Genomic DNA, 17,059 nt, shown 5'->3' with positions numbered 1-17,059 from the left:
CCATGGTCGACGTCACCGCGGGACAGGGCGTAGGCAGCACGAACGCCGGCTTCCCCACCCTTGCCGAGGTCGTGGCCATCCTCAAGCGCGGCGATATCGCGCTGGCGCTCGGCGTCCTCACCATCCTGGTGGTGCTGATCCTGCCGCTGCCCGCGATCGTGCTGGACTTGTTCCTGGCGATCTCGATCACGCTCTCGATCCTGATCCTGATGACCTCGCTGTTCATCCAGGCGCCGCTCGAATTCTCCGCCTTCCCGACCGTCCTGCTGATCTCGACCATGCTGCGCCTGTCGCTCAACATGGCCTCGACCCGGCTGATCCTGTCGCACGGGCACGAGGGCACGGCGGCCGCCGGTCACGTCATCGAAGCCTTCGGCAACTTCGTGATGGGCGGCAATTTCGTCATCGGCATCATCGTCTTCGCCATCCTGATCATCGTCAACTTCGTCGTCATCACCAAGGGTTCGGGTCGTATCGCCGAAGTCGCCGCGCGCTTCCACCTCGATGCCATGCCCGGCAAGCAGATGGCGATCGACGCCGACCTCTCCGCCGGCCTGATCGACGAGGCGGTCGCCAAGCATCGCCGCAAGGAGCTGGAGGACGAGAGCGGCTTCTTCGGCGCCATGGACGGTGCCTCGAAGTTCGTCCGCGGCGATGCCATCGCGGGCCTTTTGATCGTCTTCATCAACGTCGTCGGCGGCATGATCATCGGCGTCGCGCAGCAGGGCATGTCCTTCGCCGACGCCGGGCGCAGCTATACGCTGCTGACGGTCGGTGACGGCCTCGTCACCCAGGTGCCGGCGCTGATCGTCTCGACCGCGGCCGGCCTGCTCGTCTCCAAGGCCGGCGTCTCCGGCGCCGCCGACAAGGCGCTGATGAAGCAGTTCTCGGGCTATCCGCAGGCCCTCGCGATGTCCGCGGCGGTCATGCTGGTGCTGGCGGCGCTGCCGGGCATCCCGACGCTCCCCTTCCTGGGGCTCGGCGTCGGCGCCGGCGCGTTGGCCTGGAACGCGCGCAACCGCAACCGGGTGACGGCTAGGGCCGAGGAAGCCGCCAAGCTCGCACCTGCCGCGGGAACGCCGGGTGCGCCGGGCTCCGCCGCGACCGAGGAGCCGATCTCCGCGGCGCTCAAGATCGACGACCTCAAGATCGAGCTCGGCTACGCCCTGCTGCCGCTGGTCAACGGCCCCGACGGCACCGATCGCCTCACCGAGCAGATCAAGGCGCTGCGCCGCTCGCTCGCGATCGAGATGGGCTTCGTGATGCCGGCGGTGCGCATCCTCGACAACGTCCAGCTTGAGGCCAACACCTACATCATCAAGATCAAGGAGGTCGACGCCGGCACCGGCAAGATCTGGCCGAACCAGTTCATGGTGATGGACCCCGGCGGCAGCCAGGTGCAGGTGCCCGGCATCCACACCACCGAGCCGACCTTCGGCCTGCCCGCGACCTGGGTCGACGCCAGCCTCAAGGAGGAGGCCTCGCTCAAGGGCTACACCGTCGTCGACGCCGCCACCGTGCTCTCGACCCACCTCACCGAGTTGCTCAAGGCCAACATGTCGGACCTGTTGTCCTATGGCGAGGTGCAGAAGCTGCTCAAGGAGCTGCCGAAGGAGCAGAGCGAGCTGGTCAAGGACATCGTGCCCGGGCAGGTCACGGTCTCCGGCATCCAGCGCGTGTTGCAGCTGCTGCTCGCCGAGCGCATCTCGATCCGCGATCTCTCGACCATCCTCGAAGGCATCGCGGACTCGCTCGCCTTCTCGCGCAATCCCGCCACCATGGTCGAGCACGTCCGCGCCCGCCTGGCGCGGCAGATCTGCGCGCAGAACACCTCCTATGCCGGCTATCTGCCGCTGATCGCGCTGTCGGCGCGGTGGGAGCAGGCCTTTGCCGAATCCATCATCGGCCAGGGCGAGGAGCGCAGCCTTGCGATGCAGCCCTCGAAACTGTCGGAGTTCATGACCGGCGTGCGCGAGGCGTTCGAGCGTGCCGCCCGCGAAGGCGAGGCGCCGGTGCTGGTCACCTCTGCGGCAATTCGTCCCTTCGTCCGCTCTCTGGTGGAGCGGTTCCGGGCCCAGACGACGGTGCTGTCGCAGGCCGAGATCCACCCCAGGGCGAGGTTGAAAACGGTCGGAAGCATCTGATTTGCCTTAAGAAGCCGTGTGTTTTTCGGCCACAGGCAAATGGTTTCTGAGTTCCAGGCGCCTTGTAAAGCAACGCCTCATAAGACCCCTGACGTGCACATTATCGCTTTGAAATAATTGTAAAAATGCACGATGAGGGGGTCGCTTTTGATCGCGACCTTTCACGTTCTATCACGCTCTTGTGATCGCCTCTTGGGAACGAATCCGCCCAATACTAGGTTGTTGGGCACCGGAAGCATGAACCTGCCCGAACAGGGTAGCGACTACTTCGGGTAGATGGCGGCAGGAGCCTTCCATGAACCACTCGATTTACAGCGCAGATCGCTCGACCCACCTGAAGATCGTGGTCGTGGCCCTCGTTGCCGGCATCGCGGTTGCGGGCCTTGGCATCACCGCGCGCACGACGAGTTCGGATGAAGGCCTCACCCAGACCGCCCGCGTCATGAAGGCCGGCAAGCCGGTCACCATCACCAGCGCGGACACTTCGCTCGTTCGCTAAGGAGACATGAGTTTCAGGAATTCACGCGGCTCTTTATCAGCCCCCCAAAGTCGCCACGTGGATATGTAGACGACCCCAACCCCAAGTCGACTACAGAAAGCGCCCGCCCCCCACGGGCGCTTTCTCATGTCTGGGGTTGCGATTCATTTGAGTTGCACACACCTCAGGCTCGCAATGGCGCAGTATGTGGCGTGGCGCGCCGCTCTCTCGTGTCCCGGACGCGCTGCAACGCTCTTGCGTTGCTGCGCAGAGCTAGGACCCAGCGGGCCGCAGCACGGGCTGCGACATGGCCCCGGCTCTGCAGCGCATCGTCGAAGGGACGCTGCGCCGCGTCCGGGGCACGAGACTTTTGTTCAACGACACACATGATTCATCATCCTCGCTGCGGAGTTCGCCCGAGCTTTGCTTCATCTCTTCACCCTCCATTGAAAGAGGGCGCAGGGAAGACCGGGCGCCGGCTGGCACCCGCGGTCCACTGTGCGAATTCTGCGTAACGAGAAGCTGCACAGCGGCATACAGGTGTAGCCAGGACAGCCCGGCCTTCCCTGCGCAGTGGCTTTACGGCTTATGTCGTGCTCTCCCCGGGGAGCGTTGCGCTATTGCCCCCGTCGCCTTGCGGATGGCTGACGCGTGCGTCCGGTTGGACGACATACATCACCACAAGACTTGGCGCACAGACCCCGGGCGCCAGGACCACACGATTTTGCCGTACGCCGATTACACCGGTCGTGTGCGCGACGGCCTTGCTCACAGTTGCCTGCCCTGCAAAACCCTTCGCGCCGATGCCATCAGCGTCCACCGCCGCCCGGCCCGCGTTCGTGACGATCGCGATACGCCCCTCTTCCTTGGGCCGGGTTGAGGCGATACATACGTCATTTCCGAATTTCGGTAAAGTGGAATATTTTCGACCGAGCGCGTTGACCGATACCTTGGGTGTTTTGCCCGTCGGGCAACGCGATATCTTGTAGCCCGGATGGAGCGAAGCGTAATCCGGGAGCCATACAAGCGGGTACGAAGGCCCCGGATTTCGCTGCGCTCCATCCGGGCTACGGCGCGGCGTGTTATCTCGGAAATACTGGATCGTCCGCTTTCTCGGACGATCACACCGGATATGTGGGACTACCGTACCCCATAGGTCGGCGGCGGCGCCTGCACGGTTGGCGCAGCCGCGGCGAACAGCTCGTCCTTGCTGCCGCTGAGCGGCGGATAGATGCGCTTGCGGTTGATGGTCTCCTTGGTCGCCTTCGCGGCCGCGCCGGTGGCGCGGACCTCGCGATTCCACCCTTCGGTATAGAGCGCGCCCCAGCTGCCGAGATCGAGCACGGTCACGTACCAGTCGATCCGCAGCGGGAGTAGCGGCAAGCCCGCGAGATCGGCGACCACATTGTGGCCGGCGAAGCGGCCCATGGGGCGGGCGAACTGGCAGGACATCACGGTCGGATGCAAGCCATCGACCACGCTCGAAGCAACGTCGCCGGCCGCAAACACGCCGCCGACATCCGCAACTCGCATGAAGGGATCGACCAGGAGCCGCCCGAGCCGGTCGCGTGCGTCGGGAAAGCCTGCCGCCAGGGAGCTCGCACGCATCCCGGCACACCAGATCACCGTCTGCGCCGGGATGAATTCGCCCGAGCTCAGGCGAAGGCCGGCCGCCTCGACCGAGACGACGCGCACACCGAGACGTGTCTCCACCTTGAGCGCGGCCAAGGCCGTCTCGATGACGGGACGCGCATGCGCGCCGATGCTGGCGCCCAGCGCCGGATTGGGATCGACCAGGATGATGCGGCGGCTGCCGGCGATGCCCGCCCGCGCCAGCCTGTCGGGCATCTCGGCCGCAACCTCGATGCCGGTGAAGCCGGCGCCGACCACCACGACCGTCGAACGCCCCGGCGCGGGCGCGCTGCGTCCGAGCGAGACGAGATGATCCTCGAGGCGCAACGCCGCAGCATAGGTGTCGACGTCGAACGCATGCTCGACAAGGCCGGGAATGTCGGGACGCATCACTTCGCTGCCGAGCGCCAGCACCAGCCGATCGTAGGAAAGCGTCTCATCGCCCCCGCTCGTGGCCAGCGAAATCTCGCGCCGCGCCGGATCGATGGCTTCAACCTCGCCGATCCCGTGACTGACGCCGACGGGATCGAGCAGCTGCTGCAGCGGGATCGCGACCTCGCCGAGATCGACCTCGTAATTACGCACCCGGATGTTGTGATAGGGATTGCGATCGATCACGCAGATCTCGATGTCGCGGCCCGCGCCGATCTCTTCGCGCTTGCGCGCGGCCCCGATGGCCGCCCACAGGCCTGCAAATCCGCCGCCGAGCACGACAATACGCGCCATGTCCGTGAACGATGCTTTCCAAGAAAATCCTGCGGTCTGCCCGCCCAGGCAGGGTAGCTCATTCGGCCGGATCGGCCAACTGCGCCGGCGACGCGCCGCTGCGCAAGTCGCGGCTCACGCCTCGCGCAGTTCCGACGGCGTCGCGCCGAAGCGCTTGCGGAAGGCGCGGTTGAAATAGGACAGGTCGGAGAAGCCCGAGGAATGCGCGATGTCGCTGATCTTGCGCGTCCTGGCGCGGGGATCGCCGAGCAGCTTGCGCGCCTGCAGCAGGCGCTGCTCGAGCACGAATTCGGTGAAGGTGGTGCCGGCCTGCTCGAACAGGCGTTGCGCCTGGCGCGGGCTCAGGCCCGAGCGCGTCGCAATCTCGGACAGGCAGAGATCGTTGCGGCCGAGGGCGGCCATCACATCGGCGCGCATCAGGTCGAGGCGCGCCGCCGCATGGCCACGGCCGCGGGCAAGGCTTGCATGCTCGGCATCGGTGCCGAGCAGGAGGCCGACGAGATCGACCATGTGCTGCGCGGTCAGGCGCTGGCCGACCGCGTCGAGATGCGGCGCGTGATTGGCGGCGAGCCCATGGTAGCGGAAGATGGTCTCGGCGACCGCACCGTCGATGAGCACTTGCGACAGCTTGTCCTCGGCGCGCGGATGGATGTCGAGCAGCGCGCGGCGCGGCATGCGGATGGTGGTGAAGCGGTCCTCGTCGGTGTGGCCGACGGTGCCGGTGATGGCCATGTCGACCAGCACCATCTGCGCGGGCGCAAGCTCCACGGTATGGCCGTTCTGCCCGACACGGACGAGCCCGGCATGCGCGGCGATCAGCACGAGGTCGTCGCTGCCGTCGGCAAGGTGGCTCTGGGTGCGGGAATATTGCGCGGAGGCGCCTTCGGGAATGGCGAGCGCGATGTTGTCGACCACGCTGACCTGCAGCCGGCAATCGATGCTGTCGCCACGGCTCGGCCCCACATCGAGGCCGCAGGTGCTGAAGGCCCGCTCGCGCCATTGTTCGAACGCCGGGCCTTGCGGCAGTCCGGTGTATTGGTGAACGAAGATGCCCGGCGTTCTGGCTGCATCCATCTGATCTCTGGCCCTTCCGCGGCTCCACAATCGGCGGCGCCGACTTCCAATTCCGGGGATTTGACGCCCCGGATGGCGGCAAGGTTCAAATCGGGGGCGGATTCAGGGGGATTTGTCGGGATGCGACGGCGGGAGGGACCGTGGCGACAGGAACGCGGCCTCGTAGCCCGGGTGGGGGGAAGAGACTGCGCTCCATCAGGGCTACAAAAACCTATTTCTTCGCCGGCGCCGGCGGCTGGGACGGCGGCACCGTCTCGATCAGCTTGCCGGAAAACACCGGGGACGAGGTCGGCCGGCCGTCCGGCGAACCGCCGGCCTGCTCGACGGTGACGGCGTAGGTCGCGCCGTTGAGGACCTCGGAATCATAGGAGGCGAGCAGCGGGCGCGCGGTGAATTCACTGGCGCCGATCACGCCGAGCGAGCGCGGGCGCGGCAGCTTGTCGGAGATCAGCCAGAGCTCGAAGCTCTTGCCGGGCTCCGGCGTCGCGCCGACCTTGCGGACCGTGAAGTTTTTGGTCGCGCCGTCAATGGTGAGGATGAAGGCGGGGCCGCCGGCCTGGCCCTGCAGTAGCGCGACATATTGCGCCGCTGCGGTGAGCGGCGCGGCCGGCGTCTTCACTTCCACCGTCCGAATGCGCGGTGCGGGACGCAACGCCCCCGGCAGCGCGTCGGGCAGGAATATCTGGAGCGACAGCGTCACCAGCAGCGCGGCCGCGAGCGCGCCGACCGCGGATGCGATCGAGCGCCAGCGCTTCACGCGGCTCTCGAGATCAACCACGTTGCTGTCGTCGGCGATCGGCACCTGCGGCGTGCGGACGACATGAGGATCGGGCGCGTGGACCTGCGGCATGAACACCGGCGCGATGTCGCCAATGGCATCGGATCCGGAGCGCATCGGCTCGGGCTGCTCTGCTTCGGCAGGCGGCGGCTCCGGTTGCGGTCCCTGCTCCGACGGTGCCTGCGGCGGCGCGGCTTCGACCGACGGGATCGGCGGGGGTACGTCGTCGGCCAGACCGGGCGGCTGCTGTGCGAGCGCCGTGCGCGCGATCTCGGACCTGATGTTCTCCCACACGATCGGACGCGGCTCGACCGAGCCGACCATCTGGTTGAGGGCGCCGAGCCGATAGGCCCAGGCCTGCACGATGTCGGCGAACGCCGGGTCCACCGCCATCATGGTCTCGACCTGCGCGCGCTCATCGGAATCGAGGGTGCCGAGCGCATATTCCGCGGCGAGCGCGATATGGTCCTCCGTGTAGGCCATCAATTGCGGTCCAGAACCACCTTCACAGTATAAACCCTCATAGTCCGAGGCACTCCCGGATATCCAGCATGCTGCGCCGCAGCCACGTCTTCACCGTGTTGACGGGAGCGGCGAATTTCTCCGCCAATTGCTCGCGGCTCCAGCCGTTGTAATAGGCGAGAAGCACCAGCCGCTGACGGTCCGGCTCGAGCCGGCCGATGCATTCCAGCAGCCGCTTCAACTCCTCGGTCATCTCCCGGCGCGCCAGCGGATCGGGGCTGTCGGCCGCCACCTCCATCGCCTGCGGCTCCTCCTCGATGGAGATTTCGGTCTTCTTGCGCACGATGTCGATCGCGCGGTTGCGCGCAATCGAGGCCATCCACGTGATCGGCGAGGCCAGAGCCGGATTGAACCCGCCGGCGCCGTTCCAGATCTTGACGTAAGTCTCCTGTATGACCTCCTCTGCGAGATCCTGTCGGCGCAAGATACGGAGCACGACGCCATAGAGTTTCGCGCGCGTGGCGGCGTAGAGGCGCTCGAACGCGGCCTGATCGCCCTTCGCCACCGCCTCGATCAACCCGACCAGCTCAGCTGGCGTCAGCATTCAGCCCCCCGATACGCGGGCCATCGCGTTCGGCGCAGGCCCCGGCACTTCGCTACCATAGCGCGCGGCCAAGCCGACCACCAAGGGGGGCGGCGCCACACTGTGGACAGCACACGCGAAAACCCGGACCTTGCGGGTCCGGGTTTCACCAATTCTCAGGCGGTTTGGCCGCTGGCTGTGTCGTCAGGCGACAGCGCCGATGCGGGCGCGCATCAGGCCGATGCTGTCGAGGTCGGCCTGCTCGCGGGCGTTCTCTTCGGCGCGTTCGCGGGCCTGGTCGCGTTCGTCGAGGAGCTCGACCTTCTTGAGTTCCTCGAAGGCTTCAGCCAGCGCGGCCTTGGCTTCGTCGAGCTGGCCCTTGAGCTCGTCGGCCGAGCGGGTCAGGTTCTCGCGGCGCTGGATCGCGGCCTTGGCATAGGTCGGATAGGCGAAGTGCGAGGGATCGTTGATCCCGGCACGCTCCTGCTCGGTCGTGATCTCGCGCTCGAGATCGGTCGACATCCGCTGGAAGTCGGCGATCATGGTCTCGATCTGGGTGACCCGGCGGCGCTTCTCGTCGACCTGAAACTTCTTCAGGCGAATGAGGGTATCTCGTGACTTCATCGACTCGTACTCCCCAGAAGTCCCCGCGCTGCACGTGGGACGATACCGGTCACCCCACTGGCCCGACTGGGGCCAAGACCGGCTCTGCTACTCTGTGGGATGGGATGATGACCGGACAAAGTTAGCGTTCCGTTTCCAAATTACCGAGGATATGAGCCAATTGGCCATAGCCGTCCGCGAGTGATGCTTTCTCGTCCTTGCGTTGGCGCAGGAACGCCTCCAGCGGCTCGTGCAGGCGGATCGCCTCGTCGACCTCGGGGCTGGAGCCGGCCCGGTAGGCGCCGAGCCGGATCAATTCCTCCATGTCGGCATAGGTCGCCATCACCGCCCGCGCCTTCTGGATGACGGGCCAGAACTCCGGATCGGCCGATTTCGGCATGGTGCGGGAGACGGATTTGAGGATGTTGATGGCGGGATAGCGGCCGCGCTCGGCGATCGAGCGCTGCATCACGATGTGGCCGTCCAGGATGCCGCGGACGGCGTCCGCGATCGGCTCGTTGTGGTCGTCGCCGTCGACCAGCACCGTGAAGATCGCGGTGATGGCGCCCTCGCCGAGGCCCGGTCCGGCGCGCTCCAGAAGTTTCGGCAGCTCGGTGAAGACGGTTGGCGTGTAGCCCTTGGCGGTCGGCGGCTCGCCGGCGGACAGGCCGATCTCGCGCTGGGCCATGGCAAAGCGCGTCACCGAATCCATCAGGCAGAGCACGTCCTTTTCTTCGTCGCGAAAATATTCGGCGACCGCGAGCGTCAGATACGCCGCCTGGCGGCGCATCAGCGCCGGCTCGTCCGACGTTGCGACCACCACGACGGAGCGCGCCAGGCCCTCCTCGCCGAGGTCGTCCTGCAGGAATTCCTGAACCTCGCGACCGCGTTCGCCGATCAGCCCGATCACGCTGACGTCGGCATCGACGTTGCGCGCGAGCATCGACAGCAGCACCGATTTGCCGACGCCGGAGCCTGCGAAGATGCCCATGCGCTGGCCGCGGCAGCAGGTGAGGAAGGTGTTCATCGCGCGCACGCCGAGATCGAGCGGGGCGCCGACACGCTTGCGCGAATGCGCCGGCGGCGGCGAGTTGCGGTAAGGCATCGGCGCGGGGCCCTGCGGCAGCGGACCCTTGCCGTCGATCGGCTCGCCCAGCGCGTTGACGACGCGGCCGAGCCAGGCCTCGCAGGGCCGCACTTGATTGGCGGCGTTGGCGATCACGGCCTTGCAGCCGCGGCGCACGCCGTCGAGGCCGGCGAACGGCATCACGACGGCATTGTTGCCGGAGAAGCCGATCACCTCGCAGGGGATCGAACGGTTGGCGCCGGTCTCGATCACCAGCCGCGCGCCGACCGACATCGCGTGGATCGGACCCGCCACCTCGACCATCAGGCCGCGAACGCCGACCACACGGCCGTAAATATTGACGCCGTCGATGTCGCCGATCTGTTCGGCCAACGCCTTCATCGGTGGACCTTCATTAACGGGCGCGCCTTGCTCATCCCCAGGGTCGCCCTTTGCGATGCCCGGGACTTCACGGTGAAAACCTTAAGTTTCGCCATATTTCTGAACGGAGCTTAACTCCGTGTTTACCCGCATCATTAATCATTGCGTCACTGTCTTTGTGACTGAGCGTGACTCCCCTTCAGAAGAAGGCTGAGTCGCGGGAGTCGGTTAGGCCCGTCTCTTAAAGTGGAACTTGAACGGAGCTGGGTGACGAAAGCTGCTTCACGCGCAATACCTTAGGGCGATTCGACAAAAATTGCACCGGGGGGACTTGCGTTCCAGAATCAGGATTTGTTAACCATCTGTTGTCAGGATCCGAATCAGTTGTTCAAAGGCGTTTTGTTGAGTGCCGCGAATGCGGCCGACCTGACGCCCAGGAGCGGCGACTATGGGGAACTGGCATGCGCGTTTTGCTGATTGAAGATGACAGCGCCGTCGCGCAGTCGATCGAGCTGATGTTGAAGTCTGAGAGCTTCAACGTCTACACGACCGATTTGGGGGAAGAAGGCGTCGATCTCGGTAAATTATACGATTACGACATTATCCTTCTCGACCTCAACCTGCCCGACATGTCCGGTTACGACGTGCTCAAGCAGCTCCGGGTCTCCAAGATCAAGACACCGATTCTGATCCTCTCCGGCCTCGCCGGCATCGAGGACAAGGTCAAGGGTCTCGGCGTCGGCGCCGACGACTACATGACCAAGCCCTTCCACAAGGACGAGCTGGTAGCCCGCATCCACGCGATCGTGCGCCGCTCCAAGGGTCACGCCCAGTCGGTCATCCAGACCGGCGATCTCGTCGTCAACCTCGACACCAAGACGGTGGAAGTCGGCGGCCAGCGCGTGCACCTGACCGGCAAGGAATACCAGATGCTGGAGCTGCTCTCGCTCCGCAAGGGTACCACCCTCACCAAGGAAATGTTCCTCAACCACCTCTATGGCGGCATGGACGAGCCCGAGCTGAAGATCATCGACGTCTTCATCTGCAAGCTCCGCAAGAAGCTGGCCAACGCGTCCGAGGGCCGCAACTTCATCGAGACCGTGTGGGGCCGCGGCTACGTGCTGCGCGAGCCGCACGAGCAGGAAGAGCGCATTCCCGCCTGATCTTCTGGGTTTACGTCGCAAGCCTCCCGGCTTGCTCCTCCCAGCCTGGACCCCGCCGCAAATGGCGGGGTTTTGTTTTTGGGGGACGCCTCATCCCTCGCTTAACGTTTGAACCGCTATCCTCCTCCCGCCGACGAATGGTCGCTGCACGATGGGGGAACGATGATCCTGCAATCACTGGCCGGCCTGCCCGCCTTCCTGGTCTATTTCTGCACCGGGCTGATCGCGATCGTGGCGTATCTGTTCGTCTACACCCGCATCACCGCGCATAACGAGTTTCAGCTGATCCGCGACAACGAGCCGGCCGCGGCGATCGCGCTCGGCCTCAGCCTGCTCGGCTTCGTGGCGCCGCTGGTCAGCGCCATCGCGCATTCGGCCAATGTGCTGGACTGCCTGATCTGGGCGACGATCGCGCTGATCGTGCAGGTCATCGTGTTCTTTCTCGTGAGAGTGCCGGTGCCGAACCTGTCGGCGCGGATCGCCGCCGGAGAGCTTGCGCCCGCGATCTGGCTCGGGCTGTCCTCGCTCGCGGCGGGCCTGCTCAATGCCGCCTGCATGATCTACTGAGATGGCCGACAAACCGTCCCAAAAGCAGTTCGGCAAGCGCCGGCCGGTCGCCGAGCCGCCGCCTCCGCGACCGCCGACGAAGCGCTCCGGCCATGTCGCGCTGCTGGTGATGGGCACGCTCGCGGTCGGCACCACCGCCTACACGCTGATGCCGCGGCAGACTTGCGAGCCCACGCCCGGCGCCGTGCCGGGGCAGACGACCACGACCTGCACAGGCAGCAGCAGTTCGTCAGGCGGCAGCTCGCGCTGGTCGTCGCGGTCGAGCTTCTTCGGCGGCGATTCCTCGAGCCATTCCTCCTCGGCAACATCGTCCGATTCCGGCCACAGCAGCGTCAGCCGCGGCGGCTTCGGCTCGTTCGGGCACGGCTTCTCGGGCGGCGGCTAAAGCCGCTGCGTGATTGAGACACGTCAAACCCCGACCTGCTGCTGCTCTGTAATGTGAAGCCTCGATGGCCGGTGTGGCCACCAAGATCGAGGTGCGATGATGCGTCTGATGTTGACGTCGGCACTGGCCTTCCTTGCGCTGGCATCGCTGTCGGCGAGCGTGCAAGCCGCGCCGTGCCCGACCGGTATGGTCCAGGTCTGCGATCCGCAACCGCGAGACCGTCCGCCCATGAGCCCGCCCCGCTGCCGCTGTGAGAATACACCTGGCAGTCCGACCTGGGGCGGCAAGGCCGAGATTCACAAGAAGAATGTGCCGACCGTGAAGCCAAACAAGTCGCCCGGTCCCAACGACTGACCTGGCTCGAATCTCAAACAACCGAGGTGCAACGATGCGCGTGACGATATCAGGACTGGCCCTGCTCGCGCTGACTTCGCTGCCCGTTGCCGTCCACGCCGCGCCCTGCCCACCCGGGACGGTGGAGGTATGCCGGCCCCATACGATGCGTCCGCCGCTGTGCCATTGCGAGAATGCACCGAGCAGCCCGACCTGGGGCGGAAAGGCCGAGATCCACAAGAAGAACGTGCCGACCGTGAAGCCGAACAAGTCGCCCGGTCCCAACGACTGAGCCCGGATCAGTTCCATCCTTCAACAATCGAGGTGCAACGATGCGTATCGTCATGACGTCGGCTCTCGCCCTCCTCGCGCTGGCATCACTAACCGCCGCCGTGGAAGCCGGGCCCTGCCCGCCTGGCATGGTTCGGGTCTGCCTGCCGCCACCGCAGAACGACCGTCCGCCGAACATCACGCCGCAGCCTTGCAAATGTGAACATCAGCCGGCCAGCGGAAACTATAGTGGCGGCGGCAAGGCGGAGATCCACAAGAAGAATGTTCCGATGGTGAAGCAGAACAAATCGCCCGGCCCCAACGACTGACGCGGGCGCACGAATTTGGATTCGCGATGGTACACATGCCATCGCGCGTTTTTATTGCATCGTGTCGGCACGTCGCGAACGACGGTTGCGGAAGGTCCCTACTGCAATTTCTTCGTCGTGTCCGGTCGCGGCGGCTCCGGCTGCGGGTTCAGCCAGTTGTTGCCCTGCACCGGCTTCTTGCCCGCCATCGGCGGCTCGGGCTGCGGATTGAGCCAATTGGTCTTGGGGTGCTCGACTTTCAAGTTCTTCGTCTTGGTCTTGGTCTTCTTCACAGACTGCGTCTGAGTTGTCGCCGTTTGCGCCAACCTCACCGGCTGCTGCGTGCCAGTCTGCTCCGAGGCGCCGCCGGGTCCAACCGAGATGCCGGCGCTGGCTGCATTCGATGTGGCAACGCAGGCAAGGCTTGCAATCGCGAGCGCTGTCGATGCGAGCTTCCGATACATCATGATGTGTCCTTATTGTTCGATCTGTCGGCGAATGCGCGGCGGGGCGGGCGTCGGCCGAACGGCCGGACGCGGCGTGAACTGCTTCGGTGGCACGACACGCTTCGGCGGCCGCGGAACGACCACGGTTGGCGGACGCGGCGGCGGCGGTGGCACGACAACCTGGCCGCGCTTACCGCGTGGAGCGACGACCGGCGCCGGCAGATGCGGCATGGCCGGTACGAAGGTCGTCCCTCCCGCAGGCACGCATTTGCGCTTGTCGGCATCAGGCTTCTGTCCGACCGGACAGCACTGGCCGCCTGACGTCGCCTGCGAGCCAAGGCAGCAGGAACCATTCGGCAACTTCACATAGCCGGCGAAGCAGCCGCCTACAGCCGGCGCTGCGTTTCCGACGCACTTGCCATCGACGAGGAACTGGTCCTGCGGACACGTGCACGCCGCCTTGACGCCTGCCACAGCACTCGCGGCCGGGCAGCACTGGCCAGTCAGCGGGTCGGTGTTCGTTCCGGGCGGGCAGCCGACCAATGAACCACACGTATTATTATTCTGAGGCTTGGTCCCGGACGGACAGCAGGTGCCGTTTGGCGTGAGTTGCTCGATGGCGCATCCCTGCTTAAGCGGCGGCTGACAGCTGCCATCGGGCTGCGGCTTCGAGCCGGGCGGGCAGCAGTCACCGCTCAACGTCAATTGCCCGGGCGGGCATTGCAGCTTCGACGGCGAGCACGTGCCATCGGGCTGAGGTTTCGTCGTCGACGAGCAGCAGATGCCCTTCGACGTCAACTGGCCGGGCGGGCACGAAGGGTGCTGCGGCTTGCCGCATTTGCCGTCGGGGCCGGGCAACGTGCCGTCGGGGCAGCACTGGTTGGCCGTATACGCCCACGAACCAGACGGACAAAGCTGCAAGCAGCTGCCATCGAGGCCGGGCTGGTTGAAATTCGGTAGAACCTGCAAACACGCCTGTTCCTGAGCCGTCGGCTTGCAACCGAAGAAATTGCCCGATGGATCCGGCTCGAAGCCTGCGGGGCAGACCGGCGACTTGAACGTGGGACAATGATAGCCGTTGGCATCGTGAACGGCCTTCGAGCCATCGAGACAGCTGAGCTTCGACCAATCATTGGGATCGAAAGAGTTCGGATCGAAGCCGTTCAAGCAGGCCTCGATTTTGCCGGGATCTGTCGATCCATCCGGACACGGCGATGCGCACTGCCCATTGGGTCCCGGGAACATGCCGATGGGGCAGCACTGGAAGCCGGGCTGCTGTGTAGTGCCCGGCGGGCAGGCGCATTGATTGCCCGAGCCTGGCGGGCAGTCGAGCAGCGGCGGCTTCTTGCCGTGCAGACGGAACCAGAAGAATCCCGGGAACAGCTCGACGCGCGGCCGGTACCAGCCCGGCAGATTGAATCCGGCCTGAGCGCAGACGCGCAAAATCGCGATGTCGCCGAGATGGCCACGCGCGCTCGCGTCCTGGAATTGATCATCATAGTCGGCGAAGTAGCTCTGCCACGGCGGCACATTGGCCGGCCGCACGGCCATGATGTCATTGCCTTGCACGCCATTGACCTCGGACGGACCGCCGGCTGCGAGCTGCGTGGCGATCGCGGGATCGTTCGAATTGCGCAACTGCTCACCGGTCGACCACAGGAACTGTCCGCAGGCGGCGCGATCAATCCGGCCCTGATCGTCGTAACCGAAGCCAAGGGCGACGCCGCCATTGCCGTTGCGCATCTGCCGCGCGAAGCCGATCGCGTATTCGTCGGGCTGCAATTGCCATTGCGGCCCGCTGGTGCCGGGCGGCGCCGGCAGATAGCGCAGCACGCGACCCGTCGCTTCCTTCGTCAGCACATCGAAGTCATAGGCGCCGCTCGGCGCGGCGCGCTCGGCGAGCAACATGCGCCCCTGATCGTCGAACGCGATCTTGGCGATTTCGCTGGGACCCGAGCCCGGCGCAACGCTGAGTTCAAGCCGCGGGTCAGCGCCAAAGCTCGGCGTGATCGCTACAGACCAGATCTGCAGGTCCTTGGCGACCGCGTAATACAGGCGCCCGTTGCGCACCGCGAGACCGAAGATCAGGCGCTGCGGATTGGCATAGCCCCAGGTCGCGGGATCGCCGGTGCGAAATTTCGAGCTCGATATATCGAGACGTCCGGAAGGATCGAAGGGCACTGGCGGCAGGCCGGCTGCGCTGCGTCCTTGCACACCATGATCGTAACGGGATCGCTCCGCTCCGGTGGAGTCAAATACGTGGATCATGCCGGTGGCACGATCCGCGACGAACAGCGTGTTGGAGGCGGCGTCGAAGGCAAGTCCGCCAAGCGCCGGACCGGGATTGGGGGCACCCTCGAGCGTGACGTTGGTGAACAGGCGAACTTCGCCGGTGACGCCGTCAATCCGCCAGATCGAGCCGGGACCGCCGCCGAACTGGGCCGGTCCGAACAGTGCCGGCATGAAGGCCGCCTTGGGCGTACCCTGCTTGGCGCGATTGAACTCTCCGGCAGCGCCTGGAACGACGATCGGCAATCCGTAGGCCGAGGTCGCCGCGACGAACACGTTCGGCGGCGTTGCGCTATCCAGCGCAACGCCAAACAGCTGGCCGGTTTGACCGGCCGTCACGGTGAAAGGCTTTGGCGTCGTCAGCAATTGCGCCTGCGGCGGCGCACCCGGCGCTTGCAGATCAAACACGCGTGCGGCGGGGCCGTTGAGATCGATAAGGGTCTTGTCGGCGGGATCGATGCCCGGTGCGATCACCGCGGGCGGCAGTGCGCCCGAAAAGCCCGTCACGACCGCGTTGCCGTTGGCGACGATGCCGGCCTGCTGCGCCGCGGCTCCACCGCAGGCAAACAAGCCGAACGACACGGCGGCAAACAGCACGGCGCGCAACTGGCTGCCGCGATATCCGCGATGGTTTCGCTCATACTGGATCGAATGGAGCACATTGGCTTGCATAGCTATAGATCCTGATGAAGCGATCATAAGCATTTGGAGCCGATCGCTGCCGCCGGACTTGAGCAGGATCAACAGCGCTCGCTTTTCAATTGAGAGAAAATCGCGGAACGCCCTTACAATGAAACCTTTCAGCGATGTCGCGACACGCCGAGCCCGCAAGCGGGCAGCGAAATGTCTCGCCGTTGAGCCACATCAACGTGCAGCCCGGCTGCGCAGGCATCCTTGCTTTCGTTCGCGAGGCCCAGCCCATGAGACGCGAGAAAACGTCAACTTTCACTGCCGCGATTCATGCCGCGCTCATGTGCGCTGCGATGGCAATCCCCACTTCGGCTCATGCGAAAGGACAATGTCCGGGAGGCCAGCATTGGCACTGCATCACCTACCCCACGTCTCCGGAGAACGGCGCGTGGTATGACGCAAAGACAGGACAATGGTACGATAAAACATGCAGCTGCCAGGACGGTGGAGGATCGTCCGGCGGAGGAAACGGCTCCTACGGTCATGCCGAAATCCACAAGAAGAACGTACCGACGGTCAAGCCTTCCGGCGTCGGCCCCGGGAATCTTGCCGGCTCATCGCTTCGGCTGGCGCCGCGAACGCCGATGCGCGTAACCCCGCCCGCGACTTTCCGGCCCGCGCGGACATTCTAACGGTCCGCGCTGTGCGGGGCTGGTCAAGGCTTGCAACACCGTGCCATGC

The 17,059-nt window shown here is 65.3% G+C and carries 16 protein-coding genes; 8 read left to right on the top strand and 8 right to left on the bottom strand.

The annotated features are described in order from the left end of the window. Positions 1 to 2: 2 nt before the first annotated feature. Both flhA and CIT39_RS06940 read left to right on the top strand, forming a co-directional pair. On the top strand, positions 3 to 2,144 hold the full coding sequence (gene flhA, locus CIT39_RS06945; RefSeq protein WP_162308382.1) for a flagellar biosynthesis protein FlhA: 2,142 nt from the start codon (positions 3 to 5) through the stop codon (positions 2,142 to 2,144). Positions 2,145 to 2,439: 295 nt separating this feature from the next. Next, positions 2,440 to 2,643, top strand: coding sequence for a hypothetical protein (locus CIT39_RS06940; protein ID WP_094973661.1), 204 nt, complete (start codon positions 2,440 to 2,442; stop codon positions 2,641 to 2,643). Positions 2,644 to 3,762: 1,119 nt separating this feature from the next. Here CIT39_RS06940 and CIT39_RS06935 read toward each other — a convergent pair. The 6 genes from CIT39_RS06935 to fliI form a co-directional block, all read right to left on the bottom strand. Then, positions 3,763 to 4,980, bottom strand: a complete 1,218-nt coding sequence (locus tag CIT39_RS06935) for an NAD(P)/FAD-dependent oxidoreductase (protein ID WP_094973660.1) — start codon at positions 4,978 to 4,980, stop codon at positions 3,763 to 3,765. Positions 4,981 to 5,094: 114 nt separating this feature from the next. Further along, positions 5,095 to 6,054 carry a helix-turn-helix transcriptional regulator gene (locus tag CIT39_RS06930; RefSeq protein WP_094973659.1) on the bottom strand — a complete coding sequence of 320 codons (960 nt, stop codon included), beginning with the start codon at positions 6,052 to 6,054 and terminating at the stop codon, positions 5,095 to 5,097. 211 nt (positions 6,055 to 6,265) lie between these two features. After that, positions 6,266 to 7,315, bottom strand: coding sequence for an anti-sigma factor (locus tag CIT39_RS06925; protein ID WP_094973658.1), 1,050 nt, complete (start codon positions 7,313 to 7,315; stop codon positions 6,266 to 6,268). A 37-nt stretch (positions 7,316 to 7,352) separates the two neighbouring features. Further along, on the bottom strand, positions 7,353 to 7,898 hold the full coding sequence (locus CIT39_RS06920; protein ID WP_094973657.1) for a sigma-70 family RNA polymerase sigma factor: 546 nt from the start codon (positions 7,896 to 7,898) through the stop codon (positions 7,353 to 7,355). 183 nt (positions 7,899 to 8,081) lie between these two features. Continuing rightward, positions 8,082 to 8,501: a flagellar export protein FliJ gene (gene fliJ / locus CIT39_RS06915; RefSeq protein ID WP_008138882.1), complete on the bottom strand. Its 420-nt coding sequence runs from the start codon at positions 8,499 to 8,501 to the stop codon at positions 8,082 to 8,084. A 121-nt stretch (positions 8,502 to 8,622) separates the two neighbouring features. Then, positions 8,623 to 9,948 carry a flagellar protein export ATPase FliI gene (fliI, locus tag CIT39_RS06910; RefSeq protein ID WP_094973656.1) on the bottom strand — a complete coding sequence of 442 codons (1,326 nt, stop codon included), beginning with the start codon at positions 9,946 to 9,948 and terminating at the stop codon, positions 8,623 to 8,625. 440 nt (positions 9,949 to 10,388) lie between these two features. Between fliI and ctrA the strand changes: the two genes are divergently transcribed. The 6 genes from ctrA to CIT39_RS06880 all read left to right on the top strand — a co-directional run bounded on the left by ctrA (position 10,389) and on the right by CIT39_RS06880 (position 12,974). Beyond that, on the top strand, positions 10,389 to 11,090 hold the full coding sequence (gene ctrA, locus CIT39_RS06905; protein ID WP_015688285.1) for a response regulator transcription factor CtrA: 702 nt from the start codon (positions 10,389 to 10,391) through the stop codon (positions 11,088 to 11,090). Between the two features lie 162 nt (positions 11,091 to 11,252). Continuing rightward, positions 11,253 to 11,657, top strand: coding sequence for a DUF350 domain-containing protein (locus CIT39_RS06900; protein WP_094973792.1), 405 nt, complete (start codon positions 11,253 to 11,255; stop codon positions 11,655 to 11,657). Between the two features lies 1 nt (position 11,658). Further along, entirely contained in the window at positions 11,659 to 12,042 is a 384-nt protein-coding gene (locus CIT39_RS06895) for a hypothetical protein (protein WP_094973655.1), read from the top strand. A 96-nt stretch (positions 12,043 to 12,138) separates the two neighbouring features. Then, the gene (locus CIT39_RS06890; RefSeq protein ID WP_094973654.1) at positions 12,139 to 12,396 is read left to right on the top strand and encodes a hypothetical protein; all 258 of its coding nucleotides are present in this window, start codon (positions 12,139 to 12,141) and stop codon (positions 12,394 to 12,396) included. A 34-nt stretch (positions 12,397 to 12,430) separates the two neighbouring features. Further along, the gene (locus CIT39_RS06885; protein ID WP_148667284.1) at positions 12,431 to 12,667 is read left to right on the top strand and encodes a hypothetical protein; all 237 of its coding nucleotides are present in this window, start codon (positions 12,431 to 12,433) and stop codon (positions 12,665 to 12,667) included. 40 nt (positions 12,668 to 12,707) lie between these two features. Continuing rightward, positions 12,708 to 12,974 (top strand): hypothetical protein, encoded by a 267-nt coding sequence (locus CIT39_RS06880; RefSeq protein ID WP_094973653.1) that lies wholly within the window; start codon positions 12,708 to 12,710, stop codon positions 12,972 to 12,974. A gap of 98 nt (positions 12,975 to 13,072) precedes the next feature. Here CIT39_RS06880 and CIT39_RS06875 read toward each other — a convergent pair whose 3' ends face one another. Together CIT39_RS06875 and CIT39_RS06870 are read right to left on the bottom strand one after the other, a co-directional pair. Then, complete coding sequence (locus CIT39_RS06875; RefSeq protein ID WP_148667283.1) at positions 13,073 to 13,420, bottom strand: hypothetical protein; 348 nt, start codon at positions 13,418 to 13,420, stop codon at positions 13,073 to 13,075. A gap of 9 nt (positions 13,421 to 13,429) precedes the next feature. Then, positions 13,430 to 16,432, bottom strand: coding sequence for a hypothetical protein (locus CIT39_RS06870; RefSeq protein WP_148667282.1), 3,003 nt, complete (start codon positions 16,430 to 16,432; stop codon positions 13,430 to 13,432). Positions 16,433 to 17,059: the final 627 nt, after the last annotated feature.

It is taken from the genome of Bradyrhizobium symbiodeficiens (assembly GCF_002266465.3).
GTDB classification, from domain to species: domain Bacteria; phylum Pseudomonadota; class Alphaproteobacteria; order Rhizobiales; family Xanthobacteraceae; genus Bradyrhizobium; species Bradyrhizobium symbiodeficiens.
Note: the sequence above shows the minus strand (reverse complement) of the source record. Positions and strands in the feature narration are given on the sequence as shown.